General features: G+C 71.3%; 14 protein-coding genes. 6 read left to right on the top strand and 8 right to left on the bottom strand.

Features of this window, described 5'->3' with window-relative positions:
• Positions 1–22 precede the first annotated feature (22 nt).
• From ACFWPA_RS18015 to clpS, 5 genes are all read right to left on the bottom strand, one after another.
• Entirely contained in the window at positions 23–781 is a 759-nt protein-coding gene (locus tag ACFWPA_RS18015) for a cyclic nucleotide-degrading phosphodiesterase (protein WP_378506427.1), read from the bottom strand.
• Positions 782–890: 109 nt separating this feature from the next.
• Positions 891–1,538: a rhomboid family intramembrane serine protease gene (locus tag ACFWPA_RS18010; protein WP_378506426.1), complete on the bottom strand. Its 648-nt coding sequence runs from the start codon at positions 1,536–1,538 to the stop codon at positions 891–893.
• 53 nt (positions 1,539–1,591) lie between these two features.
• Positions 1,592–2,671: a P1 family peptidase gene (locus ACFWPA_RS18005; protein ID WP_378571300.1), complete on the bottom strand. Its 1,080-nt coding sequence runs from the start codon at positions 2,669–2,671 to the stop codon at positions 1,592–1,594.
• Positions 2,668–3,240 (bottom strand): DUF2017 domain-containing protein, encoded by a 573-nt coding sequence (locus ACFWPA_RS18000; protein ID WP_378506424.1) that lies wholly within the window; start codon positions 3,238–3,240, stop codon positions 2,668–2,670. The genes ACFWPA_RS18005 and ACFWPA_RS18000 overlap by 4 nt, the downstream gene beginning before the upstream one ends.
• Before the next feature lie 38 nt (positions 3,241–3,278).
• Positions 3,279–3,572: an ATP-dependent Clp protease adapter ClpS gene (clpS, locus tag ACFWPA_RS17995; protein WP_378506734.1), complete on the bottom strand. Its 294-nt coding sequence runs from the start codon at positions 3,570–3,572 to the stop codon at positions 3,279–3,281.
• Between the two features lie 182 nt (positions 3,573–3,754).
• Between clpS and ACFWPA_RS17990 the strand changes: the two genes are divergently transcribed.
• From ACFWPA_RS17990 to ACFWPA_RS17980, 3 genes are read left to right on the top strand one after another with little or no spacing between them, the layout of a single operon-like run.
• Positions 3,755–5,077, top strand: coding sequence for a nicotinate phosphoribosyltransferase (locus ACFWPA_RS17990; protein WP_378506423.1), 1,323 nt, complete (start codon positions 3,755–3,757; stop codon positions 5,075–5,077).
• Positions 5,078–5,088: 11 nt separating this feature from the next.
• On the top strand, positions 5,089–5,682 hold the full coding sequence (locus tag ACFWPA_RS17985; protein WP_378506422.1) for an isochorismatase family protein: 594 nt from the start codon (positions 5,089–5,091) through the stop codon (positions 5,680–5,682).
• 55 nt (positions 5,683–5,737) lie between these two features.
• Positions 5,738–7,771, top strand: a complete 2,034-nt coding sequence (locus ACFWPA_RS17980; RefSeq protein WP_378506421.1) for an ATP-dependent DNA helicase — start codon at positions 5,738–5,740, stop codon at positions 7,769–7,771.
• 26 nt (positions 7,772–7,797) lie between these two features.
• On the opposite strand, the gene glgP is transcribed toward ACFWPA_RS17980, so the two are convergent.
• Entirely contained in the window at positions 7,798–10,386 is a 2,589-nt protein-coding gene (gene glgP / locus ACFWPA_RS17975; protein WP_378571298.1) for an alpha-glucan family phosphorylase, read from the bottom strand.
• 94 nt (positions 10,387–10,480) lie between these two features.
• Between glgP and ACFWPA_RS17970 the strand changes: the two genes are divergently transcribed.
• From ACFWPA_RS17970 to ACFWPA_RS17960, 3 genes are read left to right on the top strand one after another with little or no spacing between them, the layout of a single operon-like run.
• Positions 10,481–12,487, top strand: coding sequence for a maltotransferase domain-containing protein (locus ACFWPA_RS17970; RefSeq protein WP_378571295.1), 2,007 nt, complete (start codon positions 10,481–10,483; stop codon positions 12,485–12,487).
• On the top strand, positions 12,484–14,685 hold the full coding sequence (gene glgB / locus ACFWPA_RS17965; RefSeq protein WP_378571293.1) for a 1,4-alpha-glucan branching protein GlgB: 2,202 nt from the start codon (positions 12,484–12,486) through the stop codon (positions 14,683–14,685). Before ACFWPA_RS17970 ends, glgB begins: the two co-directional genes overlap by 4 nt.
• Positions 14,682–16,106 carry a metallopeptidase gene (locus ACFWPA_RS17960; RefSeq protein WP_378506416.1) on the top strand — a complete coding sequence of 475 codons (1,425 nt, stop codon included), beginning with the start codon at positions 14,682–14,684 and terminating at the stop codon, positions 16,104–16,106. The genes glgB and ACFWPA_RS17960 overlap by 4 nt, the downstream gene beginning before the upstream one ends.
• A 7-nt stretch (positions 16,107–16,113) precedes the next feature.
• Here ACFWPA_RS17960 and ACFWPA_RS17955 read toward each other — a convergent pair whose 3' ends face one another.
• Together ACFWPA_RS17955 and ACFWPA_RS17950 are read right to left on the bottom strand one after the other, a co-directional pair.
• Positions 16,114–17,010: a tetratricopeptide repeat protein gene (locus tag ACFWPA_RS17955; protein ID WP_378571291.1), complete on the bottom strand. Its 897-nt coding sequence runs from the start codon at positions 17,008–17,010 to the stop codon at positions 16,114–16,116.
• 143 nt (positions 17,011–17,153) lie between these two features.
• Entirely contained in the window at positions 17,154–17,534 is a 381-nt protein-coding gene (locus ACFWPA_RS17950; protein ID WP_378571304.1) for a DUF3817 domain-containing protein, read from the bottom strand.
• Positions 17,535–17,735 lie beyond the last annotated feature (201 nt).

Here is a 17,735-nt window from a genome sequence, read left to right as displayed (position 1 = left end):
AAAGGGGAGTGGGAGACATGCCCTAAATGTCGAAGACGTCGCCGGCGCTGACCGCGTGCACCGGGCCCGCGAACTCGGCCTTCGCCTCCGCGATCACGTCCTCCCTGGACGTCCACGGCGGAATGTGGGTGAGCAGAAGTTCCCCGACCCCGGCCCTGGCGGCGACCCGACCGGCCTCGGTGCCGGACAGGTGGATGCCCGCAGGCCGGTCGGCCCGGTGCGTCCAGGACGCCTCGGACAGCAGCACGTCGGCGCCGGTCGCCAGCTCGACGACCTCCTCGCACATGCCGGTGTCGCCGGTGTAGATGAGGGTGCGGCCGGCGGGGTCGGTGAACCGGAGCCCGTATGCCTCCGGCGGATGGAACATGCGCCTGGACTGCACGGTGAGCGTGCCGTAGTCGACGGTGCCCCCGTCGGTGAGGTGCCGTAGGTCGATGGTGTCGGAGATGTCGTCGAGGTCTCCCGCACACTCGGCCGACGCGACACCGATCCGGTGGTGGGTGTCGGCGGGTCCGTAGATCAGGGCGCGTCCGCTCGGCGGGTTCGGGTGGTAGCGGCGCCAGACCAGCAGCCCGGGCAGGTCGAGGCAGTGGTCGGCGTGCAGGTGGGTCAGGAAGATCGACACCGCCCCCGGATCCTCGTACCGCTGCAGGGCACCGAGCACGCCGGGACCGAAGTCGAGGACGGCCGGTGGGGTGTCCGGTGCGGTGAGCAGGTAGCCCGACGCGGGCGAGTCGGGACCGCCGACGCTGCCCGAACAACCCAGGACGGTGATGCGCATACCGGTCATGCTGCCACGACCGGCCTGCGACGAAAAAGGATCCGCCCGATTCGAGACGAACACGCCGCGTCCCGGGTGCTGCGCGGGCCGTCACACCGCGCAACCACGGCTAGTTCGGGACGGCCTTCGCCGCCCGCTCCGCACGCACGTCGGAGGCAAGAACCCACGCCGCGACGACGCCGCCGACCGCACCGAATAGGTGCCCCTGCCACGAGACCCCCGGCTGCCCGGGCAGCACCCCCCACAGCAGTCCCCCGTAGACGAGCAGGACCACGACACCAATCGCGAGTTGCGCGAAGTGGCGGGTGAACAGCCCCCGCGCGATGAGATAGGCCAGCCAGCCGAACACCAGGACCGACGCCCCGAGGTGGTTGGTGCCCGAGCCGCCGGTCAACCAGGTGCCGAGTCCGCCGACCACCCAGATGATCGCCGTCGCCGCGAGCCCCCGCCCGATACCGGACAGCATCACGAGGAACCCGAGCACGAGCAGCGGCAGGGTGTTGGCGATCAGGTGGCCCCAGCCGAAGTGCAGGACCGGCCCGAACAGCACGCCCCACAGGCCGCCGACGGTGCGGGGTTCGACGCCGCCCCCGTCGAGCCGGTTGCCGACGAGCATGTCGATGAACTCGAGGAGGTACAACCCGACCACGAACGCGCTGATCGTGATCGCCGCCTGCTGCCACTGCGGGCGGGATGCCGTGCCCGCGGGCGGATTCGACGGCCCGGGGACCGGAAAGGACGAGGTCGGGTGGGTCATGACCCGAGCCTACCCACGGGGACCGGGCCCGGAGCGGTTCCCGGTGCGCGCGCTCAGGCCTCGAACGCCGACGGAAACAGGTCTCGGTAGCCGGGGATCCCGGCGACGGCGGTGGCCGTGAGGACCGCGTCGACGATCGCGCGGGTGACGACGTCCGCGGCGGCCGCGCACACCGCGTCGAGCACCGGCAGGTCGGGCGGGAACGCGGCGGGCACCGGCGACGCGGGCGCGGGCAGGTCGTGGGTGCCGGTGGACAACGCGAACAGGGTGTCGCCGTCGAGCGGGGAATGGGCGGGACGGATCGCGCGGGCCAGGCCGTCGTGCCCGGCGACCGCGACCCGTCGGCAGGCCGCCTTGCTCAACGGGGCGTCGGTGGCCACGACACCGATGGTGGTGTTGAGGACGGTGCCCTTGCTGCCGAGGTCGAGGGCCGCTGCGAGGTCGGCGGCGTCGGGCACCCGCAGGCCCCACTCGGCGGCGGCGTGCGCGGACACCCCCCACGGCAGTCCGGTGGCCGGGTCGAACACCGATCCGACCGGGTTCGCGACGACCAGGGCGGCGACGGTCGCGCCCTCGGCCGGGCCCGACCCCAGGACGATGCTCGCGGTCCCGACACCCCCCTTGAGGATCCCGGCCCGCGCCCCGACACCCGCACCGACGCTGCCGCGCCGAACCTCGGCCCGTGCCGCATCCGCGGCGAGGTAGCCGTGGTCGGCGGTCGGGCGGACCGCCCAGTCCCCCACCGGCAGGTCGAAGATCACCGCGCCGGGCACGATCGGGACGACGTGGCCCGCGGTGTCCATCGGGATGCCGCGGCCACGCTCCTCGAGCCATCGCATCACGCCGTCGGCGGCCGCGAGCCCGTACGCGCTGCCACCGGTCAACAGGACCGCGTCGACCGTCTGGACGCTGTGGCTCGGGTCGAGCAGGTCGGTCTCCCTGGTGCCCGGCCCGCCACCGCGAACGTCGACGGCGGCGGTGGCGCCGTGCTCGGCGAGGATCACCGTGCAGCCGGTGGCGCGGCCCGATCCGAGCTCGGCGTCGGCGTCCCGTTCGTGGTGGTGGCCGACCAGCAGTCCCGCGACGTCGGTCAGTGCGTTGCGCGGCCCCGGAATCCCGCTGCCCTGGGTCACACCAGGACCTGCACCAACGAGTCCTGCATCCAGGTCAGCCAGTGGTACACGTCGAGGTGCGGCGCGCGCGGGTCCTCGGGGTCGAGTTCGTCGGGGGTGTCGGCGTCGATCCCGATGGTGGTGCCGAGCGCAAGCCGCACGTCGTTGAGGCCGTAGAGCCACGATTCGGCCTGTTCGGGGGTGAGCACCACCTTGCCGCCGTCGGCGGGGACGGTCTGCAGGATCACCGCACCCGCGGCGACCTTCGCGTCGATGATGTCCGGTTCGTACAGGCTCCGCAGGGCGCCGTTGTCGTTGGCGTCGCGGGACCCGGGGTCGACGGCGTCCGTGCCGGACCCGAAGAAGTCCGGCAGCAGCCGGGCCAGGGTCTCGTCGGTCGGCGCGGTGGAGTTCCCGGTCCGCAGCCCGGTCAGCGCGGCGAGGTCGTCCTGCGGCGCGGACGACGCCCGGTCCTCAAGCAGGCCGAGAACCGAGGTCACCAGCGACCTGAGCACCGACGCCTCCCTGGCGTCCATCTCGGACCGGATCTTGACTCCGCTCAGTGAATTCTTACGGCTCCATGTGCGCACGGGATACCTGGACGTCCTTGTCGGGGTCGGTGGGTGGCTCAGCTGTCACGCTGCATCGTGGCCCAGAGACCGGCCGCGTGCAGACGCTGCACGTCGTGTTCCATCTTGTCCCTCGACCCCGACGAGACGACCGCCTTGCCTTCCTTGTGCACCTGCATCATCAGGTCGGTGGCCTTGGCCTTGCTGTAGCCGAAGAGCTTCTGGAAGATGAACGTCACGTAGTGCATCAGGTTGACCGGGTCGTCCCACACCACCGTCACCCAGGGACGATTCAAGGATTCGTCCTCGTCGGTGACCTCCGCCTGTTCGGGCAGAACGGTCTCCGCTGGCATGGGCATCTTCGCCAGCGGCACGGCCATGAGTGTGAGGTACGGGCGCGGAGCCATACGTCCAGACTACGACGCGACCCGGACCAATTGAACACCGCGCAAGCAAAACCGCCGATGCGAAACGCCGACGGGGGAACACCGCGCGCCGCCGGTCCGGGAACGGCACTGCTCGTAGGGTGTATCGGGTGACGAACACCCAGTGGTCCCGGCCCGCGACGAGCACCGCGCTGCTCACCGACCAGTACGAGCTGACGATGCTCGCCGCCGCGCTCGCCGACGGCTCCGCTGGCCGTCGCTGCACCTTCGAGGCGTTCGCCCGTCGGCTTCCCGACGGCCGCAGGTACGGCGTGGTCGGGGGCGTCGAACGACTCCTCGACGCGCTGCACTCGTTCCGGTTCGGGGAGCCCGAACTGGAGGTCGTGTCGAGGTTCCTCGACGCGGACACCGTGGCGTGGCTGCGCGACTACCGGTTCACCGGCGACATCGACGGCTACCGGGAGGGCGAGCTGTACTTCCCCGGCTCGCCGATCCTGTCGGTGCGGGGCACCTTCGCCGAGTGCGTTCTGTTGGAAACCCTGATCCTGTCGATCCTCAACCACGACAGCGCGATCGCGTCGGCGGCGGCCCGGATGGTCAGTGCCGCCGACGGCCGGACGCTGATCGAGATGGGGTCGCGGCGCGCGCACGAGGAGGCGGCGGTGGCGTGCTCGCGGGTGGCCTATCTCGCCGGGTTCGACGCGACGTCGAATCTGGAGGCGGTCCGCCGGTTCGGGGTTCCTGGCGCCGGGACCAGTGCGCACGCGTACACGCTGTTGCACACGACGCCGGACGGGCCGGACGAGGCGGCGGCGTTCCGCGGGCAGGTCGAGGCGCTCGGCGTCGACACCACCCTGCTGGTCGACACCTACGACATCACCGCAGGTGTCCGGACCGCGATCGAGGTGGCCGGACCGGAGCTGGGCGGAGTCCGGATCGACTCCGGCGATCTCGGGGTGTGGGCGCGGCAGGTCCGCAAGCAGCTCGACGAGCTCGGCGCGACGAAGACGCGAATCGTGGTGTCCGGGGATCTCGATGAGTATGCGATCGCGTCGCTGCGGGCCGAGCCGGTCGACGCATATGGGGTCGGGACGGCGCTGGTCACCGGGTCCGGGGCACCCACGGCGGGGATGGTCTACAAACTGGTCGAGGTCGAGGGCATCCCGGTGGAGAAGCGCAGCAGCCAGAAGGCGTCGCGGGGTGGCAGCAAGTGCGCGATCCGGTTCGCCCGGGCGACGGGAACGATCGTCGAGGAGGTCGTGTATCCGGCCGACGCGCCGGTCCCGGACGGTGACGGCCCGACGGGCAGGCCGCTGATGATCCCGCTGGTCCGCGGCGGCGAGGTCGAGCCGAACCTGCCCGGCCTCGGCGACGCGCGGGAGCTGCTGGCACGCAACCTGGTGAGCCTGCCGTGGGAGGGCCTCAAGCTTTCGCACGGGGAGCCCGCGGTGCCCACCCGCTTCGTCCGGTGAAGGATGGGGTGATGAGCAGGGCACTGGTGATCGTGGACGTGCAGAACGACTTCTGTGAGGGTGGGTCGCTGGCGGTGACCGGCGGCGCGGCGGTGGCGGAGGCGGTCAGCGACTATCTCGCGTCCCCCGGCCGGCCGCGGTACGCCGCGGTCGTCGCCACCGCGGACCGGCACATCGACCCGGGTCCGCACTTCTCCGCCCACCCCGACTTCCGGGACAGCTGGCCGCCGCACTGTGTGGTCGGCACACCGGGCGCCGAGTTCCATCCGGACCTGGACGTTCGTCCGGTGCAGGAGGTGTTCGGGAAGGGCGCTTTCGCTGCCGCGTACTCGGGGTTCGAGGGCGTGTCGGACGACGGTGACACGCTCGCCGAATGGCTGCACGACCGCGCCGTCGACGCCGTCGACATCGTCGGCATCGCCACCGACCACTGCATCCGCGCGACGGCGCTGGACGCGGTCCGCGAGGGCTTCGACACCCGGGTGCTGTTGGACTACACCGCCGGGGTCGCGCCCGACACCACCCGCACCGCGCTCGACGCGATGCAGACGGCGGGGGTGACCCTGGTCGGGTGGTCGGCGCCAACCCCGCGCCGCAGGCGATAGGACCGCCGCGCCGTGAGGTGACGGCCGCGTCGGGCCCTGCCAGTAGGCTCGTCGGGTGCGCGAACTCCCCACCGTCCCCGACCTGCTGTCCGAGGCGGTGCACGCCCTCGGCGGCAAGGAACGCCGGAACCAGCTGACGATGGCATCGGCGGTCGCGCACGCGATCGAGTCCGGGGAGCATCTGGCGGTGCAGGCGGGCACCGGTACCGGCAAGTCCCTCGCGTATCTGGTGCCGAGCGTGCGGCACGCCGTCGAGTCGGGGCGCACCGTGGTGATCTCGACGGCGACGATCGCGCTGCAGCGGCAGCTCGTTGACCGCGACCTGCCGCGACTGGCGAAGGCCCTGAAGAAGCCGCTCGGCAGGGAACCGAGGTTCGCGATTCTCAAGGGCCGCAACAACTATCTGTGCATGAACAAGGTGCACACCGGGATGGCGGAGCAGCCAGCCCCGGAGGCCGAGCTGTTCGACGCGTTCGCGGTGTCCCGGCTGGGCCGGGAGGTGCAGCGGCTGACGACGTGGTCCTCGGACACCGAGACCGGGGACCGCGACGAACTGGTGCCCGGCGTCTCCGACCAGGCGTGGCGTCAGGTCAGCGTCACCGCCCGCGAATGCCTCGGCAAGTCGCGCTGCCCGATCGGCGAGGACTGTTTCGCCGAACGGGCCCGCGCCGAGGCCGCGCAGGTGGACGTCGTCGTCACGAACCACGCGCTGCTCGCGATCGACGCGATCTCCGGTATCGCAGTGCTGCCCGACCACGACGTTGTTGTGGTCGACGAGGCGCACGAACTGGTGGACCGGGTGACCGGCGTCGCGACGGCGGAGCTGGCGCCCGCGACGATCAGCGCGGCCGCGCGGCGGTGCACGAAGCTGGTCGAGGAGCAGGACGCGGACCGGCTGGAGGCGTCGGCCGAGGCCTGGACCGCGGTGCTCGAGGAGTTGCCGTCGGGCCGCTGGGAGCGTCTGCCCGACGGCGCCGGGCAGGCATTGGCGCTGGTCCGCGACGCCGCGTGGGCGGTGCGGACCGCGATCGGCCCGTCCCGTCCCGGTCAGGCCGCGGCCGACCCGGAGTCGGCGGCGGCGCGGGCCGCGGCCCTGTCCGCGGTCGACGAGGTGCATGACAGCGCCGTCCGAGTCCTCACCGCGTTCGACGAACCGGATCCGGCGAAGCACCGCGACGTGGTGTGGCTGGCCGACGAGGAACGGCGCGGGAAGCTGGTCCGGATCGCGCCGCTGTCGGTCGGTGGCCTGCTGCGCAGCCGCCTGTTCGACGAGTCGACGGTGGTGCTGACCTCGGCGACGCTCACCGTCGGCGGCAACTTCGACGGTCTTGCGGTGGAGTGGGGACTGCCCGCGCAGGCGTCGGTCCGCAGCGACACCGCGATGGCGACCGGCACCGAGGCGCCGTCCGACGAGTCGACCGTCAAGTGGAACGCCGTCGACGTCGGCTCACCGTTCGACCATGCGAAGGCCGGAATCCTGTACGTGGCCAAGCATCTGCCGCCACCCGGCCGGGACGGGCTGTCGCCGCGGTTCCTCGACGAGATCGAGGAACTGGTCACCGCCGCCGGGGGCCGCACTCTCGGCCTGTTCTCCTCGACGCGGGCCGCGAAGGCCGCCGCTGCGGAGATGCGTCAGCGCCTGGACACCCCGGTGCTGTGCCAGGGCGACGACGCGACCGGGCAGCTGGTGCGCACGTTCGCGGAGGACGAGGCGACGTCCCTGTTCGGCACCCTGTCGCTGTGGCAGGGCGTCGACGTGCCCGGTCCGTCGCTGTCGCTGGTGATCCTGGACCGGATTCCGTTCCCCCGCCCGGACGACCCGTTGCTGGCTGCGCGGCAGCGAGCCGTCGAATCCCGGGGCGGCAACGGGTTTCTCGCGGTCTCCGCGAACCATGCCGCGCTGCTGCTGGCGCAGGGCGTCGGCAGGCTGCTGCGCAGCGTCGACGACAGGGGCGTGGTCGCGATGCTCGACTCCCGACTGGCGACGGCCCGGTACGGCGGCTACCTGCGCGCCTCGCTCCCCCCGTTCTGGGAGACCTCGGATCCGCTGGTGGTCCGCAAGGCGCTGGAACGGCTGGCTGGCGGTTAGGGCGCGCAGTCGTCGAGCGGGGAGACCTACCCGGCCGGGGCGGTGACCAACCCGAACTCGGCGTCGCCTGCCAGCAGCTCGTGGTGCGGCAGCACCCGGACCGTGTACCCGACGGCGCCGGAATGCGCGAGTGCCGTGTCGACGACGTAGATCTCGCCCAGCTCGTCGGTGCCGGTGTGGGACATCGGCACCGTCACCACGTCGGTGAGATCCTCGTCCGACCCGACCCGGCCGAGCACCGCCTGCACGGTCACCTCGGCCGGGTCGAGGCCGCCGAGCTGCAGGTACGCGCGCAGTGACAGCTCGGCGCCGATCACCGGGGTATCCGGCAGCCCGGAGCCGTCCACCTGCACCACCTGCACGGCGGGCCACGCCGCATCGACGCGTTCGCGATAGTGCGCCACCTGCCTGGCCCCCGCGTACCCGTCGGCGATCGCGAGCCGGGACGCCCGCGCGGCGGGTGCGTACAGGTCGACGACGTAGTCGCGGACCATTCGGGACGCCAGCACCTTCGGCCCCAGCGACTGCAGGGTGTGCCGGACCATCTCCACCCAGCGGGTGGGCACCCCGTCCGCCCCACGGTCGTAGAACTTCGGCAGCACCGACTGTTCAAGCAGGTCGTACATCGCGTGCGCCTCGAGGTCGTCGCGGCGCGCCTCGTCGAGCACGCCGTCCGCGGTCGGGATCGCCCACCCGTTCTCGCCGTCGAACATCTCGTCCCACCATCCGTCGAGGATGGACAGGTTCAGCCCCCCGTTGAGTGCCGACTTCATCCCGGAGGTGCCGCACGCCTCGAGTGGACGCAGCGGATTGTTCAGCCACACGTCGCACCCCCAGTACAGGTAGCGGGCCATCGACATGTCGTAGTCGGGCAGGAACACGATCCGGTGCCGCACGTCGTGCCGGTCGGCGAACCGGACGATCTGCTGGATCAGCGCCTTGCCGCCATCGTCGGCGGGGTGGCTCTTGCCCGCAACCACCAGCTGTACCGGGCGATCGGGGTCGAGCAGCAGCGCCCGCAGCCGCTCCGGGTCCCGGAGCATCAACGTGAGGCGCTTGTAGGTGGGCACCCTCCTCGCGAACCCGACGGTGAGCACGTTCGGATCGAAAACCTCTCGGGTCCATGACAGTTCAGCCTCGGTCGCACCCCGCTCGCGCCACGACGCCCGAACCCGGCGACGCACCTCGTCGACCAGCTGCCCGCGCAGGGCGGAGCGGGTCGCCCACAGTTCGGTGGCGTCCACCGTGGTCAGCCGCTCCCATCCGCGCGCCTCCTCGACGGACTCGGGGCCTGCGACCCGATGCGCGAGCTCCATCCACTCGCGGGCCGCCCACGTCGGGGCATGCACCCCGTTCGTGACCGACCCGATCGGCACCTCGTCCGCGTCGAAGCCCGGCCACAGCTCGCTGAACATTCCCCTGCTGACGGTGCCGTGCAGCTTCGAGACCCCGTTCGCGCGCTGGCCGAGCCGCAATCCCATGTGCGCCATGTTGAACACCGACGGGTCGGACTCGCGACCCAGTTCGAGAATGCGGTCCACCGCAAGCCCCGGCAGCAGCGCCGACTCGCTCTCGCCCGCGGCACCGCCGAAGTAGCCCCGCACCAGATCCACCGGGAACCGGTCGATCCCCGCAGGCACCGGGGTGTGCGTGGTGAACACGGTCGCCGCCCGGACCGCGGCAAGGGCCGCACCCCAGTCGAGCCCGGTCCCGGTGACCAGTTCCCGCACCCGCTCCACGCCGAGGAACCCGGCGTGCCCCTCGTTCATGTGGAACACCTCCGGGTCGCCGAGGCCCTCCGCGCGGGTGTAGGCCCGGACCGCGCGGACCCCACCGATCCCGGCGAGGATCTCCTGCTTGATCCGGTGGTCCTGGTCGCCGCCGTACAGGCGGTCGGTCACCCCACGCAGTTCCGGATCGTTCTCGGCGATGTCGGAGTCGAGCAGCAGCAGCGGAACCCGGCCCACCTGCGCGATCCACACCCGCGCCCGCAGCACCCGCCCACCGGGCATCGCGACGTGCAGCAGCACCGGCGCCCCGGACTCCGGTTCGGCAAGCAGCCGCAGCGGCAGGCCCTGCGGGTCCAGGGACGGGTAGTGCTCGGCCTGCCACCCGTCCGCCGTCAGCGACTGCCGGAAGTACCCGGACCGGTACAGCAACCCGACGCCGATCAGCGGCACCCCGAGGTCGGAGGCAGCCTTGAGATGGTCGCCCGCGAGGATGCCGAGGCCGCCGGAGTAGTTCGGGAGCACCTCGGTGACCCCGAATTCCATGGAGAAGTACGCGATTCCGCTGGCCAGGTCGCGGTCCTTCGCCTGCTGATTCTGGTACCAGCGCGGCCGGTCGAGGTAGTCGTCGAGATCCGATTCGAGGCGGTCGAGTTCGGCGACGAACCCGGCATCGGCGGCGAGCGCGTCCAGTCGCGCCGGCGCGACCTCTCCGAGCATCCGGACCGGGTCGTGGCGCACCCGAGTCCACAGGTCGGGGTCGATCCGGGCGAACAGGTCCTGAGTCGGCGGGTGCCACGACCAGCGCAGGTTCGTCGACAGCCGGCCCAGCGCGGACAGCCGGGCGGGCAGGTGGGCACGGACGGTGAACCGACGCAAGGCTTTCACCTGGCGAAGACTACCGATCCGGCGGGCATTGGTCCTGTCCTGCGGACGCCGCGTCCCGCGCGGACACCCGACCGCAGCCCGTAAGGTCTCCTGCATGACCGGGCGGATAGGCATCGACGACGTCGTCCCCGACATCGAGGGAGGCAGACACCCGGCGAAGGCCGTGGTCGGCGAGACCTTTCCGGTGACCGCGTCGGTGTGGCGCGACGGGCACGACGCGGTCGCCGCGACGCTCGCGGTCCGCGGCCCCGGGTTCACCCGAAGCATCCGGATCCCGATGCTGCCCGGCCCGCTGCCCGACACGTTCGCCGCGGCCTTCACCCCCACCTGCCCCGGCACCTGGACCTACCGGGTGGAGGGGTGGAGCGACCCGCTCGCCACCTGGCGGTCCGCGGTCGAGGCCAAGCTGGCGGTCGGGCAGGGTCCGACCGAGTTGGCCAATGACCTCGAGGTCGGTGCCCGGCTGTTCGAGCGGGCCTCGCACGTCGTGCCCCGCGGGGATCGGCACCGCTGCCTCGCCGTCGCGACGGCGCTGCGGAGCACGCAGCCGTTGCCGCAGCGGGTGGCGCCCGCGTTCGCGCCCGCGGTCACCGACCTGCTGCGCGCCCATCCGCTGCGGGACCTGCTGACGAGGGGCCGGGCGCTCCAGGTGTGGGTGGATCGCACCCGAGCCCTGTTCGGATCCTGGTACGAGTTTTTCCCCCGGTCCACCGGCGGACGGGATGCGGAGGGGCGGCCGCGGCACGGCACCTTCACCACGGCCGCGAACGCGTTGCCCCGGATCGCGGCAATGGGATTCGACGTGGTGTACCTGCCGCCGATCCATCCGATCGGACGGGTGAATCGCAAGGGCCCCAACAACTCACTGACTCCGGGACCGGACGATGTCGGATCGCCGTGGGCGATCGGATCGCCGGAGGGCGGCCACGACGCGATCCACCCCAACCTGGGTACGATGGCCGACTTCCGGGCGTTCGTCAGCCGGGCGGGCCGGCTCGGACTCGAGGTCGCGCTCGACCTCGCCCTGCAGTGCGCCCCCGACCATCCCTGGGCGGCAGCACATCCGGAGTGGTTCACCGTCCTGCCCGACGGCACCATCGGGTACGCGGAGAACCCGCCGAAGAAGTACCAGGACATCTACCCGATCAACTTCGACGACGACCGCGACGGCATCTACACCGAGGTGCTGCGCGTGGTCCGGTTCTGGATCGCGGCCGGTGTCAGGATCTTCCGGGTCGACAACCCGCACACGAAGCCACCGGACTTCTGGGAATGGCTGATCGCGGAGGTCAAGACCACCGACCCGGATGTGCTGTTCCTGTCCGAGGCATTCACCCGCCCGGCCCGGATGTACGGGCTCGCCAAACGCGGGTTCTCGCAGTCGTACACGTACTTCACGTGGCGGGTGTACAAGCAGGAGCTGATCGAGTTCGGGCAGGAGATCGCCGCGAAGGCGGACGAGGCCCGGCCGAACCTGTTCGTCAACACCCCCGACATCCTGCATGAGAGCCTGCAGGTCGGCGGGCCCGGCATGTTCGCGTTGCGCGCCGCCCTCGCCGCAACCCTGGCCCCGACCTGGGGCGTCTACTCCGGGTACGAACTCTACGAACACCTCCCGGTGCACCCGGGCAGCGAGGAGTACCTGGACTCGGAGAAGTACCAGCTCCGGCCCCGCGACTTCGACGGCGCCCGGGCCCGCGGCGAATCGTTGGAGCCGTGGCTGACCACCCTGAACCGGATTCGCCGCGCGCACCCGGCCTTGCAGCAGCTGCGCAACATCACCTTCCACCACGTCGACAACGACTCGCTGATCGCCTACTCGAAGTTCGACCCGGTGACCGGCGACGCGGTGCTGACCGTGGTCAACCTGGACCCGTACGCCGCCGAGCAGGGCATGATCTGGCTGGACATGCCCGCGCTCGGCCGGGACTGGCACGACCGCATGACCGTGCTCGACGAGGTGTCCGGCGAGCAGTTCGACTGGGGGCAGACCAATTTCGTCCGGCTCGAGCCCTGGCGCGCGGTCGCACACATCCTCGCACTGCCCCCGATCCCCTACCCGGCGCGGCTGCACCTTGCGCACCGCCCGCCCGCGTCGTGAGCGCCATCGTTCCCCGCGGCGCCGCGCCCGACCCCGGCGCCCTCGCCCGCCTGCTCGCCGGGACCCACCACGACCCGCACGCGCTCCTCGGTGCGCACAGCCATCCTGGCGGCACCCTGATCCGCGCGTTGCGGCCGAACGCGGTCGCGGTCGCGGCGCGCATCGGCCGCACCGACCACCCGCTGGTCCGGCTCGCCGACGACCTGTTCGGGGCGGTGGTTCCGGTGGAGGACCTGGTCGACTACCGCCTGGTCGTCGAGTACCCGGGCGGGGACACCACCGTCGTCGCCGACGGCTACCGCTTTCTCCCGACCCTCGGCGACCTGGATCTACACCTGCTCGGCGAGGGCAGGCACGAGCGGTTGTGGGAGGTCCTCGGCGCCCACCCGCGCGTCTACACCACCCCGGACGGTGCGGTGCCGGGCACGTCGTTCGCGGTGTGGGCACCGAACGCGGCGGGGGTCGCGGTGATGGGTGACTTCGACGGCTGGGTGGGCAGGCAGGCCCCGATGCGGGCGCTCGGGTCGACCGGCGTGTGGGAGGTGTTCGTCCCCGGGGTCCGGCCCGGCGACCTGTACAAGTTCCGGGTGCACTGCCGGGACGGGTCGGTGCGGGACAAGGCCGATCCGATGGCATTCGCGACCGAGGTTCCGCCCGCGACCGCGTCCCGGGTGACCCGGTCGGACCACGTCTGGTCGGATGCCGAGTGGGTCGCGGCGCGGCGCCGCCGCGAACCCAACCAGGAACCGATGAGCATCTACGAGATCCATCTCGGGTCGTGGCGTCCGGGGCTGGGCTATCGCGACCTGGCGCGGCAGCTCGCGGAGTACGTGCGCGCGTGCGGATTCACCCATGTGGAGTTGCTGCCCATCGCCGAGCACCCGTACGGCGGCTCCTGGGGGTACCAGGTCACCTCCTATTACGCGCCGACCGCCCGGTTCGGCTCCCCCGACGACTTCCGCTGGTTCGTCGATCACCTGCACGGTGCCGGGATCGGGGTCATCGTCGACTGGGTGCCCGCGCACTTCCCCAAGGACGAGTGGGCGCTGGCCCGGTTCGACGGCGAGCCCCTGTACGAGCACGCCGACCCGCAGCGAGGCGAGCAACTCGACTGGGGGACCTACGTTTTCGATTTCGGGCGTGCCGAGGTCCGCAACTTCCTCGTCGCGAACGCCCTGTACTGGATCGACGAGTTCCACGTCGACGGGCTCCGGGTCGACGCGGTCGCGTCGATGCTCTATCTGGACTACTCCCGACCCCCCGGCGGCTGGACCCCGAACATCCACGGCGGCAGGGAAAATCTCGAGGCCGTCGCGTTCCTACAGGAGATGAACGCGACCGTGCACAAGCACCACCCCGGCGTCGTGACCGTCGCCGAGGAATCCACCGCGTGGCCGGGCGTCACCCGCACCACCACGGTCGGCGGCCTCGGCTTCTCGATGAAATGGAACATGGGCTGGATGCACGACACCCTCGGCTACCTGGGCCGCGATCCGGTGCACCGCAGCTTCCACCACCACGAGGTCACGTTCTCGCTGATGTACGCGTGGAGCGAGCACTACCTGCTGCCGGTCAGCCACGACGAGGTGGTGCACGGCAAGGGCACGCTGTGGTCCAGGATGCCCGGCGACGACCGCACCAGGGCCGCGGGGTTGCGGGCGTTGCTCGCCTACATGTGGGCGCACCCGGGCAAGCAACTGCTGTTCATGGGCCAGGAGTTCGGGCAGCGCACCGAATGGTCGGAGGAACGCGGCCTCGACTGGCGGCAGCTCGACGACCCGCACACCGGTGCCCTGCAGCGGGGGGTGCGCACCCTCGTCGGCGACCTCAACGCCGTCTATCGCGCCCATCCGGCGTTGTGGACGCTGGACACCTCGCCGGGCGGCTACTCGTGGATCGACGCCAACGACACCGAGAACAATGTGCTCAGCTTCCTGCGGTACGGCACCGACGGCTCGATCGTCGCGTGCCTGTTCAACTTCTCGGGGTCCCCACATCAGCACTACCGGGTCGGCCTGCCCGAGCCGGGTCGCTGGCGGGAGATCCTCAATACCGACGCCGCCGCCTATCACGGAACCGGGTTGGGTAACTTCGGTGAGGTGACCGCCACCGGCACCCCCTGGCACGGACGCCCCGCGTCCGCCGAGGTGACGCTGCCCGGCAACGCCGCGATCTGGCTGCACCGGGAACTGCCGTGACCCGGCTCCCGATCGCGTTCGCGGCCGCCCTCGCCACCGTCCTGGTCGCCGGCTGCGGTCAACTCGTGGACGGGCACGCGGTGTCGATCTACGACGACCCGTTCACCGTCGCCGGTCTGGCCGCCACCACCGGGCCGAACGGTCCGCGGCCCGGCGCCCCGGAGCCGTCACTCGCCGTCCGGGGCGGCGACGGGTCCGCCGCCGACCGTCTCGCCGGCGCGGCCGTCGACGACCTCGCCGCATTCTGGACCGTCGAGTACCCGCGCGCGTTCGCCGGGGATTTCCGGCCGGTCACGGACCTGATGTCGTGGGACCCGGGCGTTGCCCCCGCGCGGTCCGGGACGTTCTGCGGCGACAGCACCCACGGCGTCGCCAACGCCGGCTACTGCATCCGTGACGGCTCGATCGGCTGGGACCGCACCACCCTGCTGCCCGCGCTGATGGACACGTTCGGCCCGATGGCGGTGGTGATGGTGATCGCACACGAGTACGGGCACGCCGTGCAGCACGACTCGGGGCTGGCCGGCGACGACGACCCGACCCTGGTGCTCGAGCAGCAGGCGGACTGCTTTTCCGGCGCGTACATGCGGTATGTCGCGGCGGACCGGTCCGCACAGTTCACCCTCAACACCTCCGAGGGCCTCAACTCGGTGATGGCGGCGATGGTCGCCGTCCGCGACACCGACCCGAACGATCCGAGTGCCGTCCACGGCACCGCGTTCGAGCGGGTCACCGCCTTCCAGATCGGGTTCACCGACGGCGCCCGCGCGTGCACCGGGATCGACGAGGCCGAGGTCGAGACCAGGCGCGCGCAGCTACCGCACCAGTTCACGACGCCCGGCGACATCGGCGAGACCGCGGTGACCGAGCGGACCGTCGACCTGACCGTGGATTCGCTGCAGTCGGTGTTCGCGCTGCCGGAACGCCCCCGGGTCTCGTTTGCCGGCGCGGACACCGGGTGCCCGGACGCGACCACCACCGAGCCGGTGTCGTACTGCCCCGCGACCCGCACGATCGGGGTGTCGATGCCCGCCCTCGTCGAACGCGGGACACCACACGACGGCAACGTCGACGACCTCGCCAGCGACATCCGCGGCGACTTCGGCGCCTATGTCCTTGTCGCGTCCCGATTCACGCTCGCCGTGCAGCAGCACACCGGCGACTCCCTCACCGACCCCAAGACAGCGTTGCGGGCGGCCTGCCTGTCTGGGGTGTGGACCGCGGCAACGGCGTCCGGCTCGGCGGGCGGACTGAGCCTCTCGCCGGGCGACCTCGACGAGGCGGTGTCCGGACTACTCACCGACGGACTGATGGCATCCGACATCGACGGGGTCACCGTCCCGAGCGGCTTCGCCCGGGTAGACGCCTTCCGGTCCGGGGTCCTCGGCGGGCGCGACGCCTGCACCAACCGGTACCAGTAGCGCTCCGCTAGTACAGCGCGGAGGCGAGCTTGCGGCGGGCGACGACGACGAGCGGGTCGGCCTGGTCGAAAAGCTCGAACAGTTCGAGTAGCCGGGTGCGGACCGTGGTCTTGTCCTCACCGGCGTACCTCCTGATCGCGTCGATCAGGAGCGTGAACGCCTCCTCCGGCTGCTGGGTGTAGAGCAGGGCGTCGGCGGCGTCGAGCTGGGCGGCAACGTTCGCGGGTTCCGCGGCGGCGGCCGTGACCGCGTCCGGGGCGACGTTCTGCACCCGCGCCAGGAACCGCACCTGACGCTGCGCGGCGACGGCCTGCTTGTTGCCCGGCTCGGCGTCGAGGATTGCCTGGTACGCCGCCTCGGCGCCGTCAAGATCGCCGTCGGCGAGCGCGTCCTCGGCGGCAACGAACCGCGGGTCCTCGGGTTCCGGTTCGGCACCGTCGACGGGCGGCGGACCCGACAGCTTGCCCGCGGTCGCGGCCAGCACCTGCCCGAGCCAGCCCTGCACCTCGTGGACGGGTTGCACACCCTGGAAGTCTGCGATCGGCTGGCCTGCCGCAACGGCGACGACGGTCGGGATGCCCTGCACACCGAACGCCTGCGCGATCCGCATGTTCGCGTCGACGTCGACCTTCGCAAGCACCCAGGTCCCGTCGCCGTCCAACGCGAGCGACTCCAGCTCACCGACGAACGCGACACTCGCGTCGCTGCGCGGGGACCACAACGCGACCAGCACGACCACCTGCATCGACCGTTCGAGAACCTCGGCCTCGAAGGTGGCTTCGGAGACGTCGACGACGGGCGCCAGACCCGTTGCCGAGCCGTCCCCTGCCGGGGTCGATGCGGTCGGCGCGGCAGGCGGCTGCGGTCGATCCTTCAGGCCGGACAGATCCACTGCACCGGACATGGCTGCCGCCATCGCGGCGGATGGACGTGCGGGCTGACGAGAACCGGGTCGAGTCACGGTGCCAGTTTGTCACAACAGGCCAGCGCCCCGGACAGCACAGCGCCCCCGGACCGCGGACGGTTCGGGGGCGCTGGGCATGCGGATCAGACGGCGTCGAGCTCGCGTGCGGTGGCAGCGGCGGCCGGGGTTGCGGACAGCTCGCCGAGCTGACCGGTCCGCTTCGCCCACCACTCGAACAGGATCGTGAAGAACGGCGGGATGCTCGAGAGCAGCGCCAGCCCGGTCGTGACCAGGTTCCACTTGAGGGCACGTGCGGTCAGCAGCGCGACGACAATGAACAGGACGAACACGGCACCGTGGAACGGACCGAAGATCTTCACGCCGATCTCGTTGCCGTTCTCCGGCAGGTACTTGAACGCCATGCCGAGGAGCAGACCGGCCCAGGTGAATGCCTCAAGGATTGCGACAAATCGGAACCGCTTGGCCGGGGTGCTGAGATCGAAGATGTTCGCCATGACCGCCATTGTGCCGGGCATCTACGACGATCCGTCGTTGCTGTGGGAGACATCACGGCCCCGACGGGATGCGTCGGGGCCGCGACCGGAGTAATGCCTCCCCGGTCAGCGCTGCGGGACGCGGAGGATCAGGGCATCACCCTGCCCACCACCACCACACAACGCCGCCGCACCGATGCCGCCGCCGCGGCGCTGCAGTTCCAGGGCCAG

The sequence above is a fragment of the Rhodococcus sp. NPDC058505 genome, assembly GCF_042720095.1.
Classification (GTDB): Bacteria; Actinomycetota; Actinomycetes; order Mycobacteriales; family Mycobacteriaceae; genus Rhodococcus_G.
Note: the sequence above shows the minus strand (reverse complement) of the source record. Positions and strands in the feature narration are given on the sequence as shown.

Coding starts and splice junctions, on each gene's coding strand:
- ACFWPA_RS18015 (WP_378506427.1), bottom strand. CDS start 781: ATGCGCATCACCGTCCTGGGTTGTTCGGGCAGCGTCGGCGGTCCCGAC.
- ACFWPA_RS18010 (WP_378506426.1), bottom strand. CDS start 1,538: ATGACCCACCCGACCTCGTCCTTTCCGGTCCCCGGGCCGTCGAATCCG.
- clpS (WP_378506734.1), bottom strand. CDS start 3,572: ATGCCAGCGGAGACCGTTCTGCCCGAACAGGCGGAGGTCACCGACGAG.
- ACFWPA_RS17985 (WP_378506422.1), top strand. CDS start 5,089: ATGAGCAGGGCACTGGTGATCGTGGACGTGCAGAACGACTTCTGTGAG.
- ACFWPA_RS17970 (WP_378571295.1), top strand. CDS start 10,481: ATGACCGGGCGGATAGGCATCGACGACGTCGTCCCCGACATCGAGGGA.
- ACFWPA_RS17955 (WP_378571291.1), bottom strand. CDS start 17,010: ATGTCCGGTGCAGTGGATCTGTCCGGCCTGAAGGATCGACCGCAGCCG.
- ACFWPA_RS17950 (WP_378571304.1), bottom strand. CDS start 17,534: ATGGCGGTCATGGCGAACATCTTCGATCTCAGCACCCCGGCCAAGCGG.